This is a genomic window from Amycolatopsis sp. PSD-21 (assembly GCF_055561455.1).
In genome coordinates this window covers 3,635,439-3,655,392 of record NZ_CM145712.1, presented here as the reverse complement: position 1 = coordinate 3,655,392, position 19,954 = coordinate 3,635,439, and the positions used below count along the sequence as shown (strand labels likewise).

Annotated in this window: 20 protein-coding genes and 1 pseudogene; 9 read left to right on the top strand and 12 right to left on the bottom strand. The window is 69.9% G+C overall.

Annotated features, from left to right (window positions below; genetic code table 11):
- Positions 1-43: 43 nt before the first annotated feature.
- Both ACZ1DY_RS17330 and ACZ1DY_RS17325 read left to right on the top strand, forming a co-directional pair.
- Complete coding sequence (locus tag ACZ1DY_RS17330) at positions 44-640, top strand: hypothetical protein (RefSeq protein WP_465484952.1); 597 nt, start codon at positions 44-46, stop codon at positions 638-640.
- Entirely contained in the window at positions 637-1,149 is a 513-nt protein-coding gene (locus ACZ1DY_RS17325) for a YceI family protein (protein ID WP_465484951.1), read from the top strand. Before ACZ1DY_RS17330 ends, ACZ1DY_RS17325 begins: the two co-directional genes overlap by 4 nt.
- On the opposite strand, the gene ACZ1DY_RS17320 is transcribed toward ACZ1DY_RS17325, so the two are convergent.
- Together ACZ1DY_RS17320 and ACZ1DY_RS17315 are read right to left on the bottom strand one after the other, a co-directional pair.
- Positions 1,150-1,581, bottom strand: coding sequence for a DUF6292 family protein (locus ACZ1DY_RS17320; protein ID WP_257487614.1), 432 nt, complete (start codon positions 1,579-1,581; stop codon positions 1,150-1,152).
- Between the two features lie 100 nt (positions 1,582-1,681).
- Positions 1,682-2,125 (bottom strand): MarR family winged helix-turn-helix transcriptional regulator, encoded by a 444-nt coding sequence (locus ACZ1DY_RS17315; protein ID WP_073847073.1) that lies wholly within the window; start codon positions 2,123-2,125, stop codon positions 1,682-1,684.
- A gap of 104 nt (positions 2,126-2,229) precedes the next feature.
- Here ACZ1DY_RS17315 and ACZ1DY_RS17310 point away from each other — a divergent pair.
- Positions 2,230-2,629, top strand: a pseudogene (locus ACZ1DY_RS17310) (DUF5313 domain-containing protein).
- A 132-nt stretch (positions 2,630-2,761) separates the two neighbouring features.
- On the opposite strand, the gene ACZ1DY_RS17305 reads toward ACZ1DY_RS17310, so the two are convergent.
- Positions 2,762-3,538 carry a hypothetical protein gene (locus ACZ1DY_RS17305; protein ID WP_465484950.1) on the bottom strand — a complete coding sequence of 259 codons (777 nt, stop codon included), beginning with the start codon at positions 3,536-3,538 and terminating at the stop codon, positions 2,762-2,764.
- Positions 3,539-3,934: 396 nt separating this feature from the next.
- On the opposite strand from ACZ1DY_RS17305, the gene ACZ1DY_RS17300 reads away from it, so the two are divergent.
- Positions 3,935-4,876, top strand: a complete 942-nt coding sequence (locus tag ACZ1DY_RS17300; RefSeq protein WP_465484949.1) for a pseudouridine synthase — start codon at positions 3,935-3,937, stop codon at positions 4,874-4,876.
- 38 nt (positions 4,877-4,914) lie between these two features.
- On the opposite strand, the gene ACZ1DY_RS17295 is transcribed toward ACZ1DY_RS17300, so the two are convergent.
- The gene (locus tag ACZ1DY_RS17295) at positions 4,915-5,520 is read right to left on the bottom strand and encodes a hypothetical protein (protein WP_465484948.1); all 606 of its coding nucleotides are present in this window, start codon (positions 5,518-5,520) and stop codon (positions 4,915-4,917) included.
- A 126-nt stretch (positions 5,521-5,646) separates the two neighbouring features.
- On the opposite strand from ACZ1DY_RS17295, the gene ACZ1DY_RS17290 reads away from it, so the two are divergent.
- Positions 5,647-6,234 (top strand): hypothetical protein, encoded by a 588-nt coding sequence (locus tag ACZ1DY_RS17290; protein ID WP_465484947.1) that lies wholly within the window; start codon positions 5,647-5,649, stop codon positions 6,232-6,234.
- On the opposite strand, the gene ACZ1DY_RS17285 is transcribed toward ACZ1DY_RS17290, so the two are convergent.
- Positions 6,206-6,985, bottom strand: a complete 780-nt coding sequence (locus ACZ1DY_RS17285; protein WP_465484946.1) for an alpha/beta fold hydrolase — start codon at positions 6,983-6,985, stop codon at positions 6,206-6,208. The two genes, ACZ1DY_RS17290 and ACZ1DY_RS17285, sit on opposite strands and share 29 nt — an antisense overlap.
- A gap of 66 nt (positions 6,986-7,051) precedes the next feature.
- On the opposite strand from ACZ1DY_RS17285, the gene ACZ1DY_RS17280 reads away from it, so the two are divergent.
- Positions 7,052-7,678: an alpha-ketoglutarate-dependent dioxygenase AlkB gene (locus ACZ1DY_RS17280; protein WP_257487619.1), complete on the top strand. Its 627-nt coding sequence runs from the start codon at positions 7,052-7,054 to the stop codon at positions 7,676-7,678.
- Positions 7,679-7,681: 3 nt separating this feature from the next.
- Here ACZ1DY_RS17280 and ACZ1DY_RS17275 read toward each other — a convergent pair whose 3' ends face one another.
- Positions 7,682-8,956 (bottom strand): cytochrome P450, encoded by a 1,275-nt coding sequence (locus ACZ1DY_RS17275; RefSeq protein WP_192745130.1) that lies wholly within the window; start codon positions 8,954-8,956, stop codon positions 7,682-7,684.
- Between the two features lie 256 nt (positions 8,957-9,212).
- Here ACZ1DY_RS17275 and ACZ1DY_RS17270 point away from each other — a divergent pair, with 256 nt between their 5' ends.
- Positions 9,213-12,338, top strand: coding sequence for an ATP-binding protein (locus ACZ1DY_RS17270; RefSeq protein ID WP_465484945.1), 3,126 nt, complete (start codon positions 9,213-9,215; stop codon positions 12,336-12,338).
- Positions 12,339-12,576: 238 nt separating this feature from the next.
- On the opposite strand, the gene ACZ1DY_RS17265 is transcribed toward ACZ1DY_RS17270, so the two are convergent.
- From ACZ1DY_RS17265 to ACZ1DY_RS17245, 5 genes are all read right to left on the bottom strand, one after another.
- Entirely contained in the window at positions 12,577-13,428 is an 852-nt protein-coding gene (locus ACZ1DY_RS17265; protein ID WP_126735834.1) for an ABC transporter permease, read from the bottom strand.
- A gap of 89 nt (positions 13,429-13,517) precedes the next feature.
- A complete protein-coding gene (locus ACZ1DY_RS17260) occupies positions 13,518-14,498 on the bottom strand; it encodes an ATP-binding cassette domain-containing protein (protein ID WP_126735833.1) in 981 nt (326 codons plus the stop codon).
- Between the two features lie 23 nt (positions 14,499-14,521).
- Positions 14,522-15,094 carry an NADPH-dependent FMN reductase gene (locus tag ACZ1DY_RS17255; protein WP_465484944.1) on the bottom strand — a complete coding sequence of 191 codons (573 nt, stop codon included), beginning with the start codon at positions 15,092-15,094 and terminating at the stop codon, positions 14,522-14,524.
- A 101-nt stretch (positions 15,095-15,195) separates the two neighbouring features.
- On the bottom strand, positions 15,196-16,095 hold the full coding sequence (locus tag ACZ1DY_RS17250; RefSeq protein ID WP_465484943.1) for an ROK family protein: 900 nt from the start codon (positions 16,093-16,095) through the stop codon (positions 15,196-15,198).
- The gene (locus tag ACZ1DY_RS17245) at positions 16,092-17,501 is read right to left on the bottom strand and encodes an APC family permease (RefSeq protein ID WP_465484942.1); all 1,410 of its coding nucleotides are present in this window, start codon (positions 17,499-17,501) and stop codon (positions 16,092-16,094) included. Before ACZ1DY_RS17245 ends, ACZ1DY_RS17250 begins: the two co-directional genes overlap by 4 nt.
- Positions 17,502-17,717: 216 nt before the next feature.
- Here ACZ1DY_RS17245 and ACZ1DY_RS17240 point away from each other — a divergent pair, with 216 nt between their 5' ends.
- Both ACZ1DY_RS17240 and ACZ1DY_RS17235 read left to right on the top strand, forming a co-directional pair.
- On the top strand, positions 17,718-18,194 hold the full coding sequence (locus ACZ1DY_RS17240; protein ID WP_465484941.1) for a hypothetical protein: 477 nt from the start codon (positions 17,718-17,720) through the stop codon (positions 18,192-18,194).
- Positions 18,191-19,114: a hypothetical protein gene (locus tag ACZ1DY_RS17235; RefSeq protein WP_465484940.1), complete on the top strand. Its 924-nt coding sequence runs from the start codon at positions 18,191-18,193 to the stop codon at positions 19,112-19,114. Before ACZ1DY_RS17240 ends, ACZ1DY_RS17235 begins: the two co-directional genes overlap by 4 nt.
- Before the next feature lie 6 nt (positions 19,115-19,120).
- Here the strand turns inward: ACZ1DY_RS17235 and ACZ1DY_RS17230 are convergent, their stop codons facing one another.
- Entirely contained in the window at positions 19,121-19,954 is an 834-nt protein-coding gene (locus tag ACZ1DY_RS17230; RefSeq protein ID WP_257487628.1) for an alpha/beta hydrolase family protein, read from the bottom strand.

Below are 19,954 nucleotides of genomic sequence, written 5' to 3'. Positions count from 1 at the left end.
GCCGAGGGCGCAGAGTCGGCGTGTCCGACGGAAAGGAAAGCCCATGTACGCCACCGTCCACCAGTTCCGGCGTTCGCACGCCGGCGAGTCCGCGGGCTGGGGTCACGCCCTCGCCGCCGAACTCCACCCCGGCACGGGATCGCCCGGGACCTGCACCCTCGCCCAGGTCGGCGGCCTGACCGGGCTCGTCGTCGCGTTGTGGCGCGACCGCGGGTCCGCGCTCGCCGCGGCAGACCGGCGCACACCCGGCACCTTCGACGCCCGGGTCTTCGAGGTCTCCGACGTCGAAGGCGGCACGGCCGAGCCCGAAATCGCGCAGGCGACCTGGTTCGACCGGCCGCTCACCCCGGCACAGGCCGACGCCGCGCGATTCGGCGGGCGCGAGCGGATTCGGCCCGCGGTCCGGGGACTCGACGGGGTCGGCGGCTTCTACGTCCTGACCGCCGAAGACCGGTCCAGTCTCATCCTCGGCTTCACCGAGTCGATCGAGGCGATGGAGGCCGTCCAGAAGACGATCATGAGCACGGAACTGTTGCCCGGCGAGGATCCCGCGCTGCTGCCGGGTCCGGACCGGATCGACGTCCACCGCGTGCTCCACACGTCGCTGCCCTCGCTCGGCCTGGTGGGTGAGCCGCGATGACCGCCGGGACATCCGCACGCGTCGGCACCTGGACCGTGCTCGCCGAACGGACCTCGGCCACGTTCACCGTCCGGAACTTCGGCTTCCGCGTGGTTCACGGCTCGATCCCGGTCAGCCTGGGTTCGGTGCGGGTCTCCGCGGACGGCGTCTCCGCCGTCGAGGCCGCGCTGGACCTCGACGGCATCGACACCGGCAACGCCAAACGCGACGCCGACCTGCGCAAACCCGGTCTGCTGGCGATCGACACGCAGCCCGTCCTGACCTTCACGGCCGACCGCGTCGAGGGTGGCCCGGACGAGTGGTCGGTCCACGGCGCTCTCGGAGCACGTGGCGAGTCGTGTCCGCTGACAGTCACCGGTACCGGGCCGGTGGACAACGGCGACGGCACCTGGCGAGTGGTCGCCGGCGCCGTCTTCGACCGGAGGGCGATCGGTCTCCGCGCGCCGAGGTTCCTGATCGGCAGGGAGATCACGATCGCGCTCGACGTCGTCCTCACGCCGCCCAGGTGATCAGGCCCAGGCGGAAAGCTCCTTCGCAAGCGCGGACGGCCCGCCGGCGGTGCGCAACGTCGGCGCGCCGGGCCAGCAGTCCTGGTGGTCCCCGGTGCGGAGGGTTTCGGCGAACCTGGCGACCAGCCGCGGCTGCGACGCCACGGTCCGGCCGCCGAGGTAGGCGACGACGACGTGGTGATCGTCGTCCGAATGCGTCGCCACGGCGGCCGACCAGCCGTGCTCTTCGTGCCACATCAGGTCGACGTCGCGCTCGGGGAAGCCGGGAAGACGCCAGTTGAGCCTCATCCTGGCGGTGACCGGACCGGTGAGGTCGACCGTGGACGCCTCCATCCGTATCCCCAGTGCCGCGGCCACGTCCTCCAGGTAGGCGTTCAGCCTGGTCTTGAGCTCCAGACCTGCTTCCGTGGGCGCGGGGGTCGAGGTGGTCACGGTCCCTCATCTTCCTGTCACTTTGAGTTGGCGTGACGGGAATTACCCACCCCGGAGCGGCTTCACACCCTCATTTCGTCACACCACGGTTTCGGTTCGCTCAAGCCGTGGCTTCGATGACGCGGGTCAGTGCTTTGTGCAGCGCCTCCAGCTCGGAGACCTCCATGCCGAGCTTCTCCACGACGCGGTACGGGATCTTTTCCGCCTCCGCGCGCAACGCGCGACCGGATTCCGTCAACTCGACCGTCAGCAGCCGCTCGTCCTCGGAACTGCGCCTGCGCGTGACGTAACCGATCGTCTCCAGGCGTTTGAGCAGTGGTGACAGCGTCGCCGGCTCGGCGCGCAGGGCGACGCTCAGGTCCTTGACCGCCTGTGGGCCGCGCTCCCACAGCGCCAGCATGACGAGGTACTGCGGATGGGTGAGCCCGTGGGGTTCCAGCAGCGGACGGTAGATGGCGATGACGCTGCGCGACGCGACCGACAGCGCGAAACACACCTGACGTTCCAGCGCGAGCGGGTCCTCGCCCAGATCGATCGACTTCATCTCCGGCCCCTTCGAGTTCATGCCGCCGATCCTAGCCGCGACGCTAATGTTTAGTGTGCTAATCGTTAGTGTACTGTGGCGGCATCGACGGAAGGAGTCGCCCGATGCCCCGCAAACGCCCGGACGTGTTCCGCTGGCTGTGGTACTCACTCGGCGGCAGGCTGCCCGAGCGCTACCACGCCTGGATCCTCCACGACGCGACCACGGGAAGCTGGCGCTGGCGGCACGTCGCCCGCAGCACGGTGATGATCGCGCCGCTCTGCGCCGTGTGGCTGCTCCTTGCCCGGCCCGCTCACCCTGCGGCTGGCGATCGTGCTGATGGCCGCGCTCGTCGCGTACTTCTACTCGATGGCGTACATGGAGGAGAGCATCGAGCACCGGCTCGCCAAGAACGGCTTCCCGCCGGGTATCGGGCGCCGGACGCGCGCGGAGGCCGTGGCGGTCGCGGAAGCCGAGGTGACCGAGCGGTACCTCGCGCGGTACCGGAACCAGGCCGGCTCCTGATCCGCTGGGGCGCCCTCCCCTCCTCCGCCCGGTGTTGCCGCCCGAGTGAAGCCGGTGTCGCGAAAGCCACTTTCGGGACATCAGGCGTCCCGAAAGTGGCTTTCGCGACACCGAAGCGCGGCCACCGGGGGATCAGGCCGCCCGTCGCGTGCGCGCTTCGGCAGCACGGTAGGCGGCTACGAGTTCGGCGGCCACCCGCTTCGGCTCCGTTCGTAACCGGCTCGGCAAGGTCTGGAGAACGACGATCCCCGCAGCCGCGTACCTGGCGTTTCTCGCCACCGTCGCGGCGTACTGCTGCTTGCCGAAGTGGAAGTCGTACGAATCGATCTCCCAGGCCATCCCGGCCGACGCGAAGTACCCGTCGGCGATCGCGATGTATTCGCCGTTCTCATCCCGCAACTCGTGATTCCACAAGGGTTCCGGCAAGCCGCTCATCCGCCACACCTTCATCGCGTCGACCTCCGCGGCCGAGCGGGCTCCGTCGGCGATCCGATGCAACGCCTCGCGCGGGATCGCGGTGCCGCGACTGCTTCCGGCATCGAGTTCGGCGAACAGCTCCGGCAGTCTCGCGCCCCGCTGCACCGCCTCTGCCAGCAGAGCGGAAACCTCGTGGCGCGAGCCAAGGCGGCGACAGCAGTCGAGTACCGAACGGTCCAGCGGTGCCAGCGGCACTCCGCCGGACACGACCGCCTGCGGCAGCCGGGTCGTTCGTTCGACGATCACGTACCCGGAACTGCCGACCTTGTGCTCGAGGGGCACCAGAAGATGGACTCGGAAGTCACCGTCCGGCAGCATCTTCAACCCTTGCCGACGGCACGAGGTCGCTCCCGTCACCACCGCGTCCGGCCCGGCGTACAGAAGTGCGGCGTCGACGAGCTGCCGTCGCGTCGGCTCGCCGGAATTGAGCATCAAGACTCCCGGTAACAGACGGCGCCACCGCTGTCCCGGACGGCACCGTCGATAGCAGGTCCTCGACGGAACGCCGAGTTCAGTCAACCGGGCAACGGTGATCACGCCGCCACGACTGTGTTGGTAGAGCCCCTCGGGATCACGGGCCCAATCTCCAGGTTGCACCTCGTGATCGTCGACCTCGCCGACCCGCGGCCACCAGTGCCTCCGGCGCTACCTGTGGACAACTCGCCCCACCGGCCCCACTGTGGATAACTCCGGAGATGTCGCGAAAGCCACTTTCGGGACATCAGGTGTCCCGAAAGTGGCTTTCGCGACACCCCGCCGCCAGCCGACGCCCGGCGGCACCCGCCCGCGACCAGGACGGACGAGCCCACACGGCTAGAGTGCCCGGTGATGAGACGCAAGCTCCGCCCGCCGCTCCCGCCCCGTCACGGGCTCGATCCCGCGAGGCTCAAGATGCCCGCCGAGGGGCCGTGGACGACGTTGCGCGAGCACCTCGTCGAGCGGCTTCCCCGCGTCGCGCTCGAGCGGATCGAGGAGATGCTCCGGGAGGAGCGCATCGTCGGGCTCGACGGGCCGCTGGGCGTCGATTCCCCGTTCGTGCCGGACTCGTTCATCTGGTTCCATCGCGACCTGCCCGACGAGGTCGAGGTGCCGTTCGAGGTCTCCGTCGTGCACCGCGACGAGCATTTCCTGATCGCCGACAAACCGCATTTCCTCGCGACGATCCCGCGCGGGCGGCACATCCTGCAGACCGCGCTGGTCCGCCTGCGCCGCGAGCTCGACCTTCCCCGGCTCAGCCCCGCCCACCGGCTCGACCGGGTCACCGCGGGGCTCATCCTGTTCGTGATCACCCCCGAGGTCCGCGGGAAATACCAGACGATGTTCCGGGATCGCCTGGTGCACAAGGAATACGAGGCGATCGCCCGGTACGACCCGAACGTCGTGCTGCCTCGCGAGATCAGCAGCCGCATCGTCAAGGAACGCGGGGTCATCGCCGCGCAGGAGGTCGATGGGCCACCCAACGCCGAAACGCGGGTCGAGCTCATCGAGCACCGCGACGGCCTCGGCCGCTACCGGTTGATCCCCGCGACCGGCCGCACCCACCAGCTCAGGTTGCACATGAGCGGACTCGGGTTGCCGATCCTCGGCGACGACTTCTACCCGGAGCTGACCGAAACCCCGCTCGACGACTTCACCGAACCCTTGCAACTGCTGGCGAAGGCCCTCGAATTCACCGATCCGGTCACCGGGGAACGACGCCGGTTCGAGAGCAGGCAGACGCTCCAGGCGTGGACGGACCTCGACGCGTGGCGCCGCGGGCCCCAGTCGTGAAGGCCTCCTGAGCGAAGAAGGCCTTCACGGACTCGGGCTCACTTCCGCCAGAACTTGATCCCGCTCCACGTCACCTTGACCGGCCCGGCGCCGCTGGCCGTCCGGTAAGCGCCGAACTTGTCGTAGTAGCTCCCGCCACTGCTGCTCACGGTCTGCTTCAGCGAACCGTTGATGTACACCTTGTGCGTGCTCCCGACCTGGTGCACGGTGTTGACCCGCACGGACGTTCCGACGGTCGCCCCGCTCCCCAGGGTGTCCCCGCCGTGGACGGCGTAGAGCCGCCCGCCGCGTTCGACCGCGAGCATGAAGTACGGCCCGGCGGTCGGCGCGTCGCGGAAGGTCTGCTTCAGGCTGATCCGGCTACCCGCCATGCTGGTGATCCGGAACGATCCCTCGAACTGCCGGGTCCCGCCGGTGTAGGTCACGTAGCGCCGTTCCGCCCGCTGATCACCGCTTCCGGTGGAGCAGGTCAGCTCGAAGTTCAGCCCGTCGACGTTGCCACAGCCGCGTTCCTGGACGTTGAACGACGGATTCTCCGCCGTCCACGGCCCGGTGCCGACCTGGGCGGTCGCCGGCATCGCCGACGCGATCAGGCCGAGCACGGCCGCCGTGACCACCCCGGCGGTCCGAAGTCGTCTCCGCATCCTGCCTCCTGCACACTCAGGGCGGCGGTGATGGTCCAGACCAGGACCAGGCTGCGACTGTACGAGCGCGAACCGTCATCGGACAAGACGTTGACGCCCCGGCGTCCCGCTGATTGGGTAACGACGGTGATCCTCTCCTTGACGGTCCTCGAAGGACTGGCGGCCGGGACGATCGACCTGGCCTTCCGGCGCTGGTCGAAACAGAACGTCCACCCGGGTGACGTGATGCGCCTGGAGGCCGGGGTGATCGAGGTCGTCTCGGTCGAGATCGTCGACCCAGCCGCCATCACCGACGCCGACGCCCGCCGGTCCGGCGCGGAGTCGGCGAACGCGGTGCGGGGCACGCTGCGCGGCCCCGCGGACGCCCCGGTGTACCGCGTCCAGCTGCGCCATCTCGGGCCCGACCCCCGGCGCGCGCTCAGCGCGGACGCCGAACTGTCCGAAAAGGACGTGGAGACGATCCGCCGCCGTCTGTCCAAGATGGACAGACGGCATCCGTGGACACACGAGACCCTGCGCCTCATCCGAGACAATCCCGGACGCCGCGCACAGGAACTCGCCGACCTCCTCGGCCGCGAGAAGGATCCGTTGAAGGTCGATATCCGCAAGCTCAAGAACCTCGGCCTGACACTCAGCCTCGAAGTCGGCTACCGGATCTCCCCTCGGGGCGCGGCCTACCTGCGCCTCACCAAGGATCCCGGTAGAACGCGCTGAGTTCCGGCACGAGCCGCTCCGGCGGGACACTGTGGAACTCGCCGTCCAGCCCGACCTGGAGCGCCCCCGGGACCACCTTCGCGGTGACGAGCGCCGCGGCCTTCAGCCAGTCCGTGCTGCCGGTGCTGTTCACCACGAGGACGGGCGTCGCGATCGACGCCAGCTCGCCGGGCACCTTGGAGTCCCGCATCACGAAGGCGTCGTAAACGAGCGTCGGCGCGAACGACCGCAGTTCGGCCCACACCGGCGTCTCCTTGGCCTCCGCCACGGCCTCCTCCGGGGCGCCGACCGCGGACATCATGAACAGGGCGGCGGCGTCGTCCCAGCGATCCGCCGCGACCAGCTCGCGCATCCGCTCGGCGTATCCCTCGGGAACGTCTTCCGTTTCGCCGCGATAGGGCGGCTCGAAGACCGACAGCCGGGCCATCGGCACTCCCGCCGCGGCGGCGAGGAGGGCGAGCGCGCCACCGGAGGAGATGCCGTGCACGATCGCCGGCTCGCCGAGCGCGGCGACGACCGCGGCCAGATCCTCGATCTCGCGCTCGACCGCGTACGGCGCGGTGTCCCCGCTGTCGCCGCGGCCCCGCCGGTCGTAGGTCACCACGGAGTACTCGGCCGTCAGCTCCGCGACCAACGGTTCGTCACCGTGCCGGTCGTTGCCCGCGCCCGCGACGACGACCACGACCGGCCCCGCGCCACGCCGTTCGAACACGATCGGCGTGCCGTCCGCGGACCTCGCTGTGTCGATCATGCGAACCATCGTGCCACTCGAACACCCGTTCGACAAACGAGCGGAACAGGGGTAGGTTCGGTTGCCATGACCCCCGCGCTTCAAGCCTCGCTGTTCGACGAGTGCGCCGCGCTCGGGCTGGGCTCGCTCGACGGGCTCCGGCGCACCGAGCTGACCCGTGGCGCCTGGATCGACGTGCTGCCGGGCTGGCTCGCCGGCGCCGACGAGCTGTTCACCCGGCTCGCCGAAGACGTGCCATGGCACGCCGAAAGGCGGCAGATGTACGACCGCGTCGTCGCCGTTCCCCGGCTGCTGAGCTATTACCGCGAAGGCATGCCGCTCCCCCACCCGATCCTCACCGAGGCGAGGGAGACGCTCTCCGCGCACTACGCGGACGAGCTCGGCGAGCCGTTCGTGACGTCCGGCCTGTGCTTCTACCGGGACGGGCGCGACAGCGTCGCCTGGCACGGCGACGACACCGGCCGGTCCCGCACCGAGGACACCATGGTGGCGATCGTCTCGGTCGGCGCCGCCCGCCAGCTGGCCCTGCGGCCGCGTGGCGGGGGCGAGACCGTCCGGCACGCCCTCGGCCACGGCGACCTGATCGTCATGGGCGGCAGCTGCCAGCGGACCTGGGAACACGCCGTCCCCAAGACCGCCAGACCGGTCGGGCCGAGGATCAGCATCCAGTTCCGCCCGAGAGGAGTCGCCTGAGGTTCAGTCCAGCAGGACCGGCAACGCGTCGACGCCGTAGACGATCGAGACCTTCCGGAAGCCGACCGCGTCCGGTTCGATCGCCAGCCGCATCTCGGGGAACCGGCGTACCAGCGCGGGATACGCGGTGCGCAGTTCCATCCTGGCCAGTTCGGCACCGATGCACCGGTGGATTCCCCAGCCGAAGGCGAGGTGCGAGGTCGGCTCGCGGGTCGCGTCGAACTTCTCCATGTCCTCGCCGAGGTCGCCGTCCCGGTTCGCGACGCTGAGCGAGACGAGCACGATGTCGCCCTTCGCGATCCGGACGCCCGCGACCTCCATGTCCTCCTTGGCGAACCGAGGGAACGCCATCTGCACGACGGTCAGGTAGCGCAGCAGTTCCTCGACGAACTTGTGGACCGCCTCGTCGTCGCCGCGGACGGTCTCGAACAGCGAGCGGTCCTTGAGCAGCACGAGCGCGCCGAGCGCGATCATGCTCGCCGTGGTCTCCAGCCCGCCGGTGAGCACGCCGTCGGCGAGGCCGGCGAGTTCACGGTCGTCGATTTCGTCGCCGTGCTCCTTGATGAGCATGCCGAGCAGGCCGTCGCCCGGGTTCTCGCGCTGCTTCTTGACGATCTCGTCCAGATAGGACAGTGACTCGGTCATCGCCCCGAGCGACGCGCCCGCGCCGCCGAAGAGGTCGAACCGGGCGGTGCTCAGCCGCTGGAAATCGTCGCGGTCCTCGTACGGGACGCCCAGCAGTTCGCAGATCGTCAGCGACGGGATCGGCAGCGCGAAGGCCTCCCAAAGGTCGACGGGACCGTCGGCCTTCGCCATCGCGTCGAGCTGGTCGGCGACGATCTCGTCGATCCGCGGCGCCAGGCGCGACAGCCGCCGCATGGTGAACTCGGGCGTGAGCAGCCGCCGCAGCCGGGTGTGCACCGGCGGATCGGCGAACCCGAGCCCGCCGGGGTTCTGGTCCTCGGTGACGCCGGCGTTCCCGACCAGGTTCGTGAAGTCGTTGCTGAACTCGCTCACCTTGCCGAGCACGGCCTTGGCCTCGTCGTAGCCGGTGACCAGCCAGCCGTTCATCCCGAACGGCAGGTCGAGCTTGCTGATCGGCTCCGTCGCGCGGATCCGGCCCAGCTCGGCCACCGGGTCGAGACCGTCGCGCTTGAGCGGCAGCAGCGCGTTGTCCGGGATGATCGACATCTTGGACAGGTCGAAACCGTTCTTCTGCTGACGCGCGAGGTAGCGCCGGCCGATCCAAGCCAGCACGCGCGAGCGAATGCTCCCCATACCCCGCACCCTACTCCAGCCGCCGATCACCTGACCTGGCACAACAGGCCGCCCTCGCCCCGCGGGGCAGGAATTTCGACGGCTGTTCACCCGCCGTCCCACTCGATTAGTCACGTCCAGAAAGTCGGTTTTCGCACGCCAGGGGTTCCCGGCGACCGGGAGACGTCGGTCACCGTCGGTCACGACGGACCGGGGGTAACGCCTGACATCGGGCGCGCGTCGTGAGATTGTCGGACCTTACTGGGAGGATTCGGACATGTCAGCCGCGCTCATCGGACGTGACCATCCCGCGGGGGTTCTCCGCGCGGAGATCGCCCGTGCCGCCGAAAGCCACGGCGGGCTGGTGCTGGTCACCGGCGAGGCCGGGATCGGCAAGACCACGCTCGTCACCGGCGCCGCCGACGAGGCGAAACGCCTGGGCGCCCTGGTGCTCAACGGGTCCTGCTGGGACTCGGCGAGCGCACCGGGCTATTGGCCGTGGACACAGGTGGTCCGCGGGTTGCGGCGCGCGGTCGGGCAGGGCCGCTGGGCCGCGATGGCCGACAGCGAACTGGACGTCCTGCTCGGCGAGGCGCGCGGCGACGGCGCGGCCGACGGGTTCCGGCTGTACGACGCGGTGACGAGCGTGCTGGTCGCCGCCTCCCAGGACCGGCCGATCGTGGTGGTGCTCGACGACCTGCACTGGGCCGACGCCGCGTCGCTGCGGTTGCTCGAATTCGCCGCGCAGCACACCTGGTTCGAGCGGCTGCTGCTGATCGGCACCTACCGGGATGTCGAGGTCGAGGCGACCGATCACCCGCTTCGCTCGCTCATGATGCCGCTGCTCACGAAGGCCACTTCGGTCACTCTCACCGGCCTCGAACCGGACGAGGTCGGCGCGCTCATGACCAGGACGGCGGGCGCGGCACCCGACGACGCGCTGGTCGCCGAGGTCCACCGCCGCACCGGCGGCAACCCGTTCTTCGTCGAGCAGACCGCGCGGCTCTGGCACAGCGGGGGTTCCGCCGAGACCATCGCCCCCGGCGTGGCCGACGCTCTGCAGCGACGGCTTTCCCTGCTCCCCCAGCCGGTCCTCGATCTGCTGACCACCGCGTCGGTACTCGGCAGGGAGTTCCACCGCCGCCTGCTCGCGGGCGTGGCGTCGGCACCCGTTCCCCAGGTCGACCGGCTGCTCGACCAGGCCGTCGCGGCGCGACTCGTGGTGGTGCAAGGACAAGGACGCTTCGCCTTCGCCCACGACCTCGTCCGAGAAACGCTGTACGCGAGTCTCTCCGAGTCGGACCGCCGGAAGCAGCACGCCGCCGTCGTCTCGGCCGTCCGCGAGACGCCGGCGTCCCGGGACAGCCTCTTCCCCGCGGACCTGGCCCGTCACGCGCTGCTCGCCGGACGGGAACTCGATCCGGACGAGGCCATCGACCTGTTGCTGGCCGCCGCGATCGACGCCACCGGCCGGATGGCGATCGAGGAGACGACCACGCACTACCGGCGGGCGCTGGAGATCGCCGAGGACCGGCGGCGACAGGCGGTCATCGCCCTCGAACTGGGCGCGCATCTGACCCGCCATCACGAATCGGACGAGGGCAGACAGGTCCTCGACGAGGTTTCCGCGCTCATCCATGATCTCGACGACGACGATCTCCTCGCCCGCCTGGCGCTGACCCTCGTCCGCGCCGATCACAAGAGCGTCCGGGTCGACGAGACGGTCAAGGTGCTCACCGAAGCGCACGCGCGGCTTTGCGGCCGCGAGCCCGGGCAGGAGCTCACCGTCGAGGAGATGACACAGGAGCTCTCCGCCCGCGTCATGATGACCGCCCGCGCCGACCAGGACGATTCCGCGCTGTTGTTCGGTTTGTGGGCACGGCACGACGCGATCTGGGGGCCGGGCAGCGCCGCGGAGCGGGAACGGCTCACCGACGAGCTGGTCGCCGTCGGCCGTCGCACGGCGAATCCGGAATTGGAGCACTACGCGGCGTCCTTCAAGTGGGTAGCGCAGCTCGAACAGGGCGAGCCCCGGTATTTCGAGCAGTACCAAGAGTTTCTCGCGCTGGCGGCCACCGGCAGGGCGCCGAGTTCGCAACTGGCGTCCCGGATCGATCAGAGCATCATCGCCACCCTCCAGGGCCGGTTCGCCGAAGCCGAGGCGTATATCCATCAGGTGGTCTCGTGTCACGCCGGCGACGAGCATCCCCACTTCGCCGACCTGCACCAGCTGCAGCGGTGGATCCGGTGGTGCCTGGAGGGGCGGTTCGACGATCTCGCCGGGCTGCACCGCGAGATCTCGCGCAGCGGATACGTCTACGGCCGGATGCTGGAGGCGATCACCGCGGCCCAGCGTGAGGACGTCGGGGAAGCCGTCCGGCTCACCGAGCTCGCGGCCGACGTGAAGCCGTACCCTCGCGACCTGGAAGCGTTGTGGTTGCGCTGTCAGGCGCAGACGGCGGCGGTCTCCCGCGATCCCGAGCGCTGCGAAGCGGCCCGCGCGCCGCTCGCGCCCTACAGCGGGGAGTGGCTGGTCTCCCTGTACGGCTGCGAGATCTCCGGCCCGGTCGACCTTTGGCTCGGCAGGCTCGACCTGGCGCAGGAACGCTGGAACGACGCGGTGGACCGGCTGCGCGGCGCCGCGCTCTCCGCGGATCGCCTCCGGGCGACGGTCTGGGCGACCGAAGCCAAGTCCTGGCTGGTGAAGGCGCTGCTCGGCCGGAATCTCGAAGGCGACGCGGCGGCCGCGGCGGCCCTCCTGGCCGAAGTGACCGAAGAAGCCACCGCGCTGGGCATGCGGCCGGTCGTGGCCAGGATGACGAAGGCGCGGGAGGAGACGCGGGCCCAGGCGGCGCCGAGGGCGGAGTTCCGTCGCGACGATGCCGTGTGGACCTTGCACTTCGACGGTGTCACCGCCCACCTTCCGGACTCGAAAGGCTTGCGGGACCTGCATTTCCTGCTCGGCAGGCCGGGTTCGGAAGTGCCGGCCGTGCGGCTGCTCGACCCCGAAGGTGGCGAGGTGGTCGTCGCCGCGAAGAGCCTCGGCGGAGACGCCGTCCTCGACGACGAGGCGAAGGCCCGGTACCGCGCGCGGCTCGACGAACTGGACGAACTGATCGACACCGCGACCGGGATGGGCCAGGACGCGCGCGCCGCCACGCTGGACCGTGAACGGGACGCGCTGCTCGCCGAGCTGCGGTCCGCGGCCGGGCTCGGGGGCCGGACCCGGCGGCTCGGTGACGAGGCGGAACGCGCCCGCAAGACGGTGACCGCCCGGATCCGGGACACCCTGCGCAAACTGGACGAGCAGCATCCGGCGCTGGCCGCGCACCTGCGCGCGGCGGTCACCACCGGTTCCTCGTGCCGGTACGCGCCCGAAGACAAGGTCCCCTGGCGGCTGTGAGCCGCGAGATCTCCGGTACGAACCGGCCGGCACGCGTGATCAGAGGGACGGCGCGCGTGACTGAACGGACGACACTCGTGACTGGATGGACGACACACGTGATCAGACGGACGACACGCGCGTGGCCCGGGTTCCGCCGTGAGGCGTCCGTCCAAACACGCGTGTCGTCCGCCTGATCACGCGAAGCCGCAAGCGGGGCGTGAGTGTTCCGGATCGCCGGAACACTCACGACCCCAGGTCACTTGCGGTTGTAGAGGCGCATCGTCAAGGTGCCGAAGATCGCGAGGATGACCGCGCCGGCGATCAGCACCCAGCTGATCTCGCCGCCGTCCCAGTTGCCGTCCATCATCGAGCGGACCGCCGCGACCACGTGGGTCACCGGGTTCACGTCGACGAAGGCCTGCAGCCAGCCCGGCATCGTCTCCGGATTGACGTAGATGTTGCTGAGGAAGGTCAGCGGGAACAGCACCATCATGCTGACCCCCATCACCGACTTCTCGCTGCGCAGCAGCAGGCCGAACATCGTCCAGATCCACGAGAACGCGAACGAGAACGCCAGCAGCAGGAGGATCGCGGCGGCCACGCCACCGAATCCGCCGGCGGGGCGGAAGCCCATGATCAGCCCGACGCCGAGGATCACCAGCGACGCGATGAGGTACCGCAGCATGTCGCCGAGCAGGTAGCCGACCATCGCCGACGGCCGCCAGATCGGCAGCGTGCGGAACCGGTCGAACACCCCCTTCTCGATGTCGGTGTTCACCGAGATCCCGGTGTACATGGTGATCATCAGGATGCTGCTCGCCATGATGCCCGGCAGCAGGAACTGCAGGTACTGCGTCGGCGAACCGGACAGGGCGCCGCCGAACAGGTAGGTGAACATCAGCGTCATCATGATCGGGAACGCCGTGACGTCGAACAGCTGCTCGGGCACGTGCTTGATCTTCAGCATCGCGCGCCACCCGAAGGTGACCGAAGTCGACAGCGCGCTGGGGCGCTGAGGGCGGTTCTTCGCGATCAGGACGGCGGCGAGATCCTCCGCCTTCGGTGCCGCGAGAACGGGTTCGTTGTCTTTGACTGCCGTGGTGCTCAAGCTGATCTCTCCTCAGTACCGCGCGGGCGAGTTGGGTTGGTGCGCCTTTCGGCCGCCGGACGTACCGGTGGCGGACTTGATTCCGCGGGTCAAGCCGCACTCTCCTCGGGCGTGGCGGTGCGGTCGGTCAGGGCCAGGAAGACCTCGTCGAGGCTCGGCTGGCCGAGGGAGAAGGTGTCGACGACGATGCCGGCGCGCGCGAGTTCGGACAGTGCGCGCGCGGCGTGCTCGGCGGCACCCTGTTCGGTGCTTTCGCCCGTGAGCCGCGCGGTGAGCGCGACGGGGTCCGGCTCCAGCAGCACCTGGGCGTCCAGGCTGCGGACGAGCAGCGCTTCGGCCTCGGCACGCTGGTCGGCCTCGCGCAGCCGGACGTGGACCGCGCCTGCCCCGACCGACGCCTTCAGCTGCCCCTTGGTGCCTTCGGCGATCACCTTGCCGTGGTCGATGACCGCGATCCGGGACGCCAGCTGGTCGGCCTCGTCGAGGTACTGCGTGGTCAGCAGGACCGTGGTGCCGTGCTTGACGATGGCGCGCACGATGTCCCAGACCTGGTTGCGGCTGCGGGGATCGAGCCCGGTCGTCGGCTCGTCGAGGAAGAGCACGTCCGGGGTGTTGAGGATGCTCGCGGCGATGTCGATCCGCCGCCGCATCCCGCCGGAGTAGTTCTTCACCTGCCTGCCCGCGGCTTCGGTCAGGCCGAACGCCGCCAGCAGTTCCTCCGCCCGGGCGCGGGCGGCCGGTTTACGGTGCCCGGTCAGCCTGCCGATCAGCACCAGGTTCTCGGTGCCGGTCAGGTCTTCGTCGACCGAGGCGTACTGCCCGGTCAGGCTCACCATGGACCGGACCGCGTCGGCGTCGCGGACGACGTCCTTGCCGAAGATCCGTGCTTCCCCGCCGTTGGGGCGGAGCAGGGTGGCGAGCATCTTCACCGCGGTGGTCTTGCCGGCGCCGTTCGGCCCCAGGACGCCGTACACGGTGCCGGCGGGGACCTGCAGGTCGATCCCGTCGACCGCGCGGTTGTCCCCGAACACCTTGACCAGCCCCGAGGCTTCGATGGCCAGTTCACTCATTTTCCGTTTCCTTTCAGAGGTATTCAGCAGACGTAGGGGCGAGCGGCGCGCGCTTCGCGCAGGGCGAGGCCCCACCAGGCGAGCTCGTCGAGCAGGGTGGTCACGGCCTGTCCCTGCCCGTCGCTGTCGAACGGGGTGCCGTCGCGGGCGAAGGTGCCGTCGAGGAGGTTGAAGGCCACGGTGTCGCGCATGGTCACCGTGTGCAATTCGGTGAAGATCGTGCGCAGCTGCTCCACGGCGTAGAGCCCCTGCGAGCGGTAGCCGTAGGAGACGAAACCGACCGGCTTCGCGCGCCACTCGTCGTAGGCGCAGTCGATCGCCTGCTTGAGCGACGCCGGGAAACTGCGGTTGTACTCGGGCGTGACGACGATGAACGCCTCGGCCTCGTCGACCAGCCCCGCGAACCGTTTCATGTCGGACGTCGGATGCTCCGGCAGTCCCGCGGGCAGGTCGAAGTCGACCAGGTCGAGCACTTCGGTGACGAGATCGTCCCGATGCTCCGCCCGGCTGGTGAACCACTTGCCGACGGCCTCCCCCACCCGCCCCTCGCGGGTGCTCCCGATGATCACCGCGACCCGCAGCGGACTGGCGTCCATGACCGACCTCCTCTCGCTTCACCCCTTGGGCGCGAGAAAGCCGCCGGACATTCGCTAGATCGGATCTAGCGGGCGCCCGGCGGCTTCGGTCGGTGATCTCGCTAGGCGTCCAGCGCGATCGCGATCGCGCCCAGCAGCGACGCGTCCTGGTCGAATTTCGCCGACACCAATTCCGGCGGGAACGGGACGGCCTGGGCGAGCCGCTCGCGCAGCGCGGGCAGCAGGATGTCGGCCGAGCGCACCAGGCCCCCGCCGACGGCGATGCGCTGCGGGTCGAGCGCGATGGCGAGGTTCGCGACGTGCATCGACAGTTCGTCGAGCGCCGCGCCGACCAGTTCCTTGGCCTGCGCGTTCTCCCTGGCCAGGCCGAACAGTTCGCCCGCGGTCACCGGGCGGCCGAGCAGCGCACTCGCCCGGCCGCCCAGCCCACGCCCACCGACGGCTTCCTCCAGCGGCGCCGCTCCGCCGGCGAACCCGTCGGTGTCCTGCGGCGAGAGAAGGTTGTATCCGATCTCTCCCGCAGCGCCGTTGGCGCCGGCCAGCAGCCGGCCACCGACCAGGACCGCCGCGGCGATCCCGGTCCCCAGCGAGAGGAACACGGCCGGATCCGTGTCCGCCAGCGCCCCCCACCGCCATTCCGCGAGCGCCGCCGCCTTGGCGTCGGTGCCCACCGCGATCGGCAGCCCCTCGAACTCGGCGGCGACGAGGTCACGCAGCCGCAGTTCCTCCCAGCCCGGCACGTTGGGCGCGAGCAGGATGCGGTCCTCCAGCACGATGCCCGGGCTGACCACGCCGATCGCGACGAGCCGGTCCGCGACGCCTTCGTCGGCGAGCAGTTTCCGCGACGCGGCGAGCGCGCGGCTCACCACCTGCCCGGCGCCCGCTTGGGCGTCGGTGTCCAGCCGCCGGGTCACCAGCAGGCTCCCGGCCCGGTCGGCCAGCCCGATCGCGACCTTCGTGCCGCCGAAGTCGATCCCCAGGATCAGTTCTTCCCCCGTCACTTCCCGTTCCCCTCTGCCGCCCCCGCGAACGCTTCCTGAATCCCCTTGGGCCCGAACGGCCACACGCGCTCCGCCTTGGCGTAGGCGAAGAACGCCGCCACGCCGAGCGCGATCCAGCCCACCGAAAGCCCGATCGAGAGCCAGGTGGCGGAAAAGTAGATGTAGACCCACCCGAGCAGCGCGATGACCGTCGGGATCGGATAGAGCCATTGGCGGTACGGCCGGTGCAGTTCCGGACGTCGCCGCCGCAGCACCACGATCGCCGCGACCTGCGCGAGCGACTGGACGATCACCAGCACCGTCACCGCCGCGTTGATCACCGCGGTCAGCGTGAACAGGGAGCCGATCGCGGCGATGACGCCCATCGTCAGCACCCCCGCGGTCGGCAGGTTCAGCTTCGGGTGCAGCTTGGCGAACACCGGCAGGAACACCTTGTCCCGCGCCGCTTCGAACGGGACCCGCGAACCGCCGAGCAGACCGGCGAACACCGAACCGATCGCGGCGATCACGATGAACACGGTGATGGCCTTGGCCGCGCCGGTGCCCCACGCCTGTTCCAGCACGGTGGAGGCGACCGAAGTGGCGTTCTTCAGTTCCTCCAGCGGGATCGAGCCGAGCACCCCGAGCTGCAGCAGGAAATACAGGCTCATGATGCCGAGGATCGAGAGGATGATCGACCGCGGCAGCGTCCGGCCCGGGTCGCGCACCTCGCCGCCGAGGTAGGCGCTGGTGTTGTAGCCGAGGTAGTCGTAGATGGCGATGATCAGCCCGGCGCCGAGCCCCGCCCAGAACGCGCCGCCGTCGAACGAGAACGCGCCGGGCGTGAAGGCGAACGCTTGCGCGCCGTCGAAATGGGTGAAGGCCGCGACGATCACCGAGAGGGCGGCGAACAGCATGATCCCGAACAGGACGGTGGTCAGCTTCCCGATCTCGCCGATCTTGCGGAACAACGCCAGCACGATCAGCGTGATGACGCCGAGGCCGATGACCTTGCCGAGCGCCGTCGTCCCGCCGTCGTCGGCGACGCCGGGGACCAGGTATCCGAGGTACTGGACGAGCCCGATGATGCCGGTGGACATGATCAGCGGGATGAACAGCACCGCGCTCCAGGCGAACAGGAACGGCATGAGCCTGCCGGTACGCGCGCCGAACGCCTCGCGCAGATAGACGTAGGTGCCGCCGGCGCCGGGGAGGGCGGCGCCGAGTTCGGCCCAGATCAGGCCGTCGGCCAGCGCGATCACCGCGCCGATGAGCCAGCCGAACATGGCCTGCGGGCCGCCGAGGGTCACCACCATCGCGGGGATGGTGACGAACGGGCCGATCCCGCACATCTGGGTCATGTTGATGGCGGTCGCCTGGAGCGGCCCGATCTTCCGCTCGAGCCCCGGCCGCGGGGATGAACTCAAAACGCGCCTCCTGTTAGTTAGTAAAGTTTCTTAACATAATTTCGGGCGTGTCGGAAGGCCGGTCCGCGAAGTTGTCGTGCTCCGGTCCACCCGGAATTGCCCGAAAGGGCGGATTCCCCGGGAATACGCCCGAACGGACCAAGCCGGGACGTATCAGGGAGCCCTCGTTCCGCGTCCTTATCGAGAAGGACGTCTTCCCCAGGGACGGTGAGGTCCATGAAACGGCTGTTCGGCACGGCACTGGCGATCGCCGCACTCGGGTTCGCGGCGGCCTGCGAAGGAACGTCCACACCCCGCGACACGGCGCCGGGCGATTTGACGACGGAGATAGCCCCGACGGCGTCTTCCGAGGTGACTCCGACGGCACCAGGCCGCACGGAGGATTCTCGTCCGCCCGGCGTCGTCCCCGGGAGCCCGATCAAGTACAACAGCGACCTGCTCGGCACCGACCCCGAGACCGCCAAACGCGCGATCGAGCAGAACCTCGAACGCCTCTGCGAGAGTTCCCGGCGGTGCGGGGTCTCGGTCGTGATCGCGGACAAGGCGGCGGGGAACTGCATTCGCAGCATCGGCCCGAATCCGGTCCGGCCCGGCAGGACGATCACGATCCGGGCCAGGGCCTGCGAAACCGAAAGTTCGGCGCCGCCGTCGAAGTCGGAAAGCGCGCAGCCGAGCGAAACCACCGGCGGATGACCGTCCGGCGGCCACTACGGCGGGGGCTCCGCGCCCCCGCACCTCCGGAGCCCGAACCCGCGGCGGGCCCGGCGCACGCGCTCAAGCTGGTCGGCGCGGTCCTGGCCAACACGACCCTGCTCACCGCGCTGCTCTACTACTTCGGGCTCGTCTACACGCAGACGTACTTCGCCTACTTCCGCGTGCACTACACCCTGCTCGGCCAGACGCCGGACGAGATCTTCGGGCGCGGAGTCGACGGGGTGCTCCTGCCCCTGACCGCCGTCGCGGGCGCCGCGCTGCTCTTCCTCGTCCTGACCAGGTTCCTGAAGATCCGCCTCGGCGAGGCTTCCTGGTCACGGCTGCTGCGGATCTGCGCCCCCGCCGCCGGCGTCCTCGGCCTCGCACTGCTGGCCGTGACGACCGTGATCGCGCTCGACCCGGAACCCCTTCGCGACCGTCCCGGCCTTCCGGGGGTCGGCTTCGCGCTCGGGGTCCTGATGGCGCTCTTCTCCTGGCGTCACTGGACCTCGCGCCGCACCGGGAGCACCCGGTCGAACGTCGCGGAACTGGTGACCGGGTACGCCCTGGTGAGCATCGGCCTCTTCTGGGCGGTCGGGGACTACTCGGGAGCCGTCGGCACGAGCCGCGCCTTCGAGGCGTCCGGGTTGATCCCGGCCAGGCCTGCCGCGACGGTGTACAGCGCGGAAAGCCTCAACCTCACCGCGCACGGTGTCACGCAGGTGAAATGCGCCGACCCGGGATCGGCGTACAAGTACCGGTACACCGGGCTGAAACTGCTGCTCCAGTCCAGTGGCCAGTACGTCTTCCTGCCCTCGAACTGGCGGGCGTCGACCGGTGTCGCGTTCGTGATCCCCAAGACCGACAAGCTGCGCCTGGAGTTCGGGCCGTCCCGGTCGGTGCCGCCACCGGCCTGCTGACGCACGTCAGCGCAGGTGGCGCTCCAGCCACTCGGTGACCGCTTCGTCGGCCAGCTTCGCGATCGGCAGCTGCGGCGCGGGATCGATGCCCGGGTCTTCGGCGAGCGGGTGGGCGAGGCCGGGGAGCCTGCGCAACCGGACGTCCTCGGCCACGGAATACCGGGCACGCACCGCGTCGACGAGTTCGTCGGCGTCCGCGCGGAAGGTGGGGAAATCCTCTTCGCCGCTGACGACCAGCAGCGGAACCTGGGTGTCCCTGGCCGCGATTTCACCCGATCGTGCGACGAAGTCGAGCTGATCCGCCGCTTGGTTCGCTTCGTCGGTCCACGAATAGGGCTGTTCCAGCATGGTTTCCACCACGCCGACCAGCGACCGCGCCCGGACGGCGGGGTTCACCAGCGCCGCGGCCCGCACCGGGATCTCCCTGGTGGCCAGGATCGTGAGCGCCACGGCACCACCGAGGGAACCGCCGACGACGGCCATTCGTGCGGTGTCGAAACCGAAGCGTTCCCGCAGCTCGGCCAGCGCGGCGGGGAATTCCAGCGCCGCCTGCCGGACGAACGGGTCGGCGTAGGCGAGCACCGCGTCCCGGACGGCCCGCTCGACCACCGCGTCCATGCTGCCGTCGACCATTCTCGCGCCGCACAACGGCATTCCGAGGTAGACCCGCCACGCGGGCACCCCGGCCAGCGGCAGCGCGGCCGCGAACGCCGCGTCGGTGCGGGGCGCGTCGATCATATGCCAGGCGACGACCACCGGCGCGGGGCCGCTGACCTCGGCCGATGGCGGCAAAACGGTGAACGGCACCCCCGCCGCCGTACCCGTGACCGGTTCTCCCAC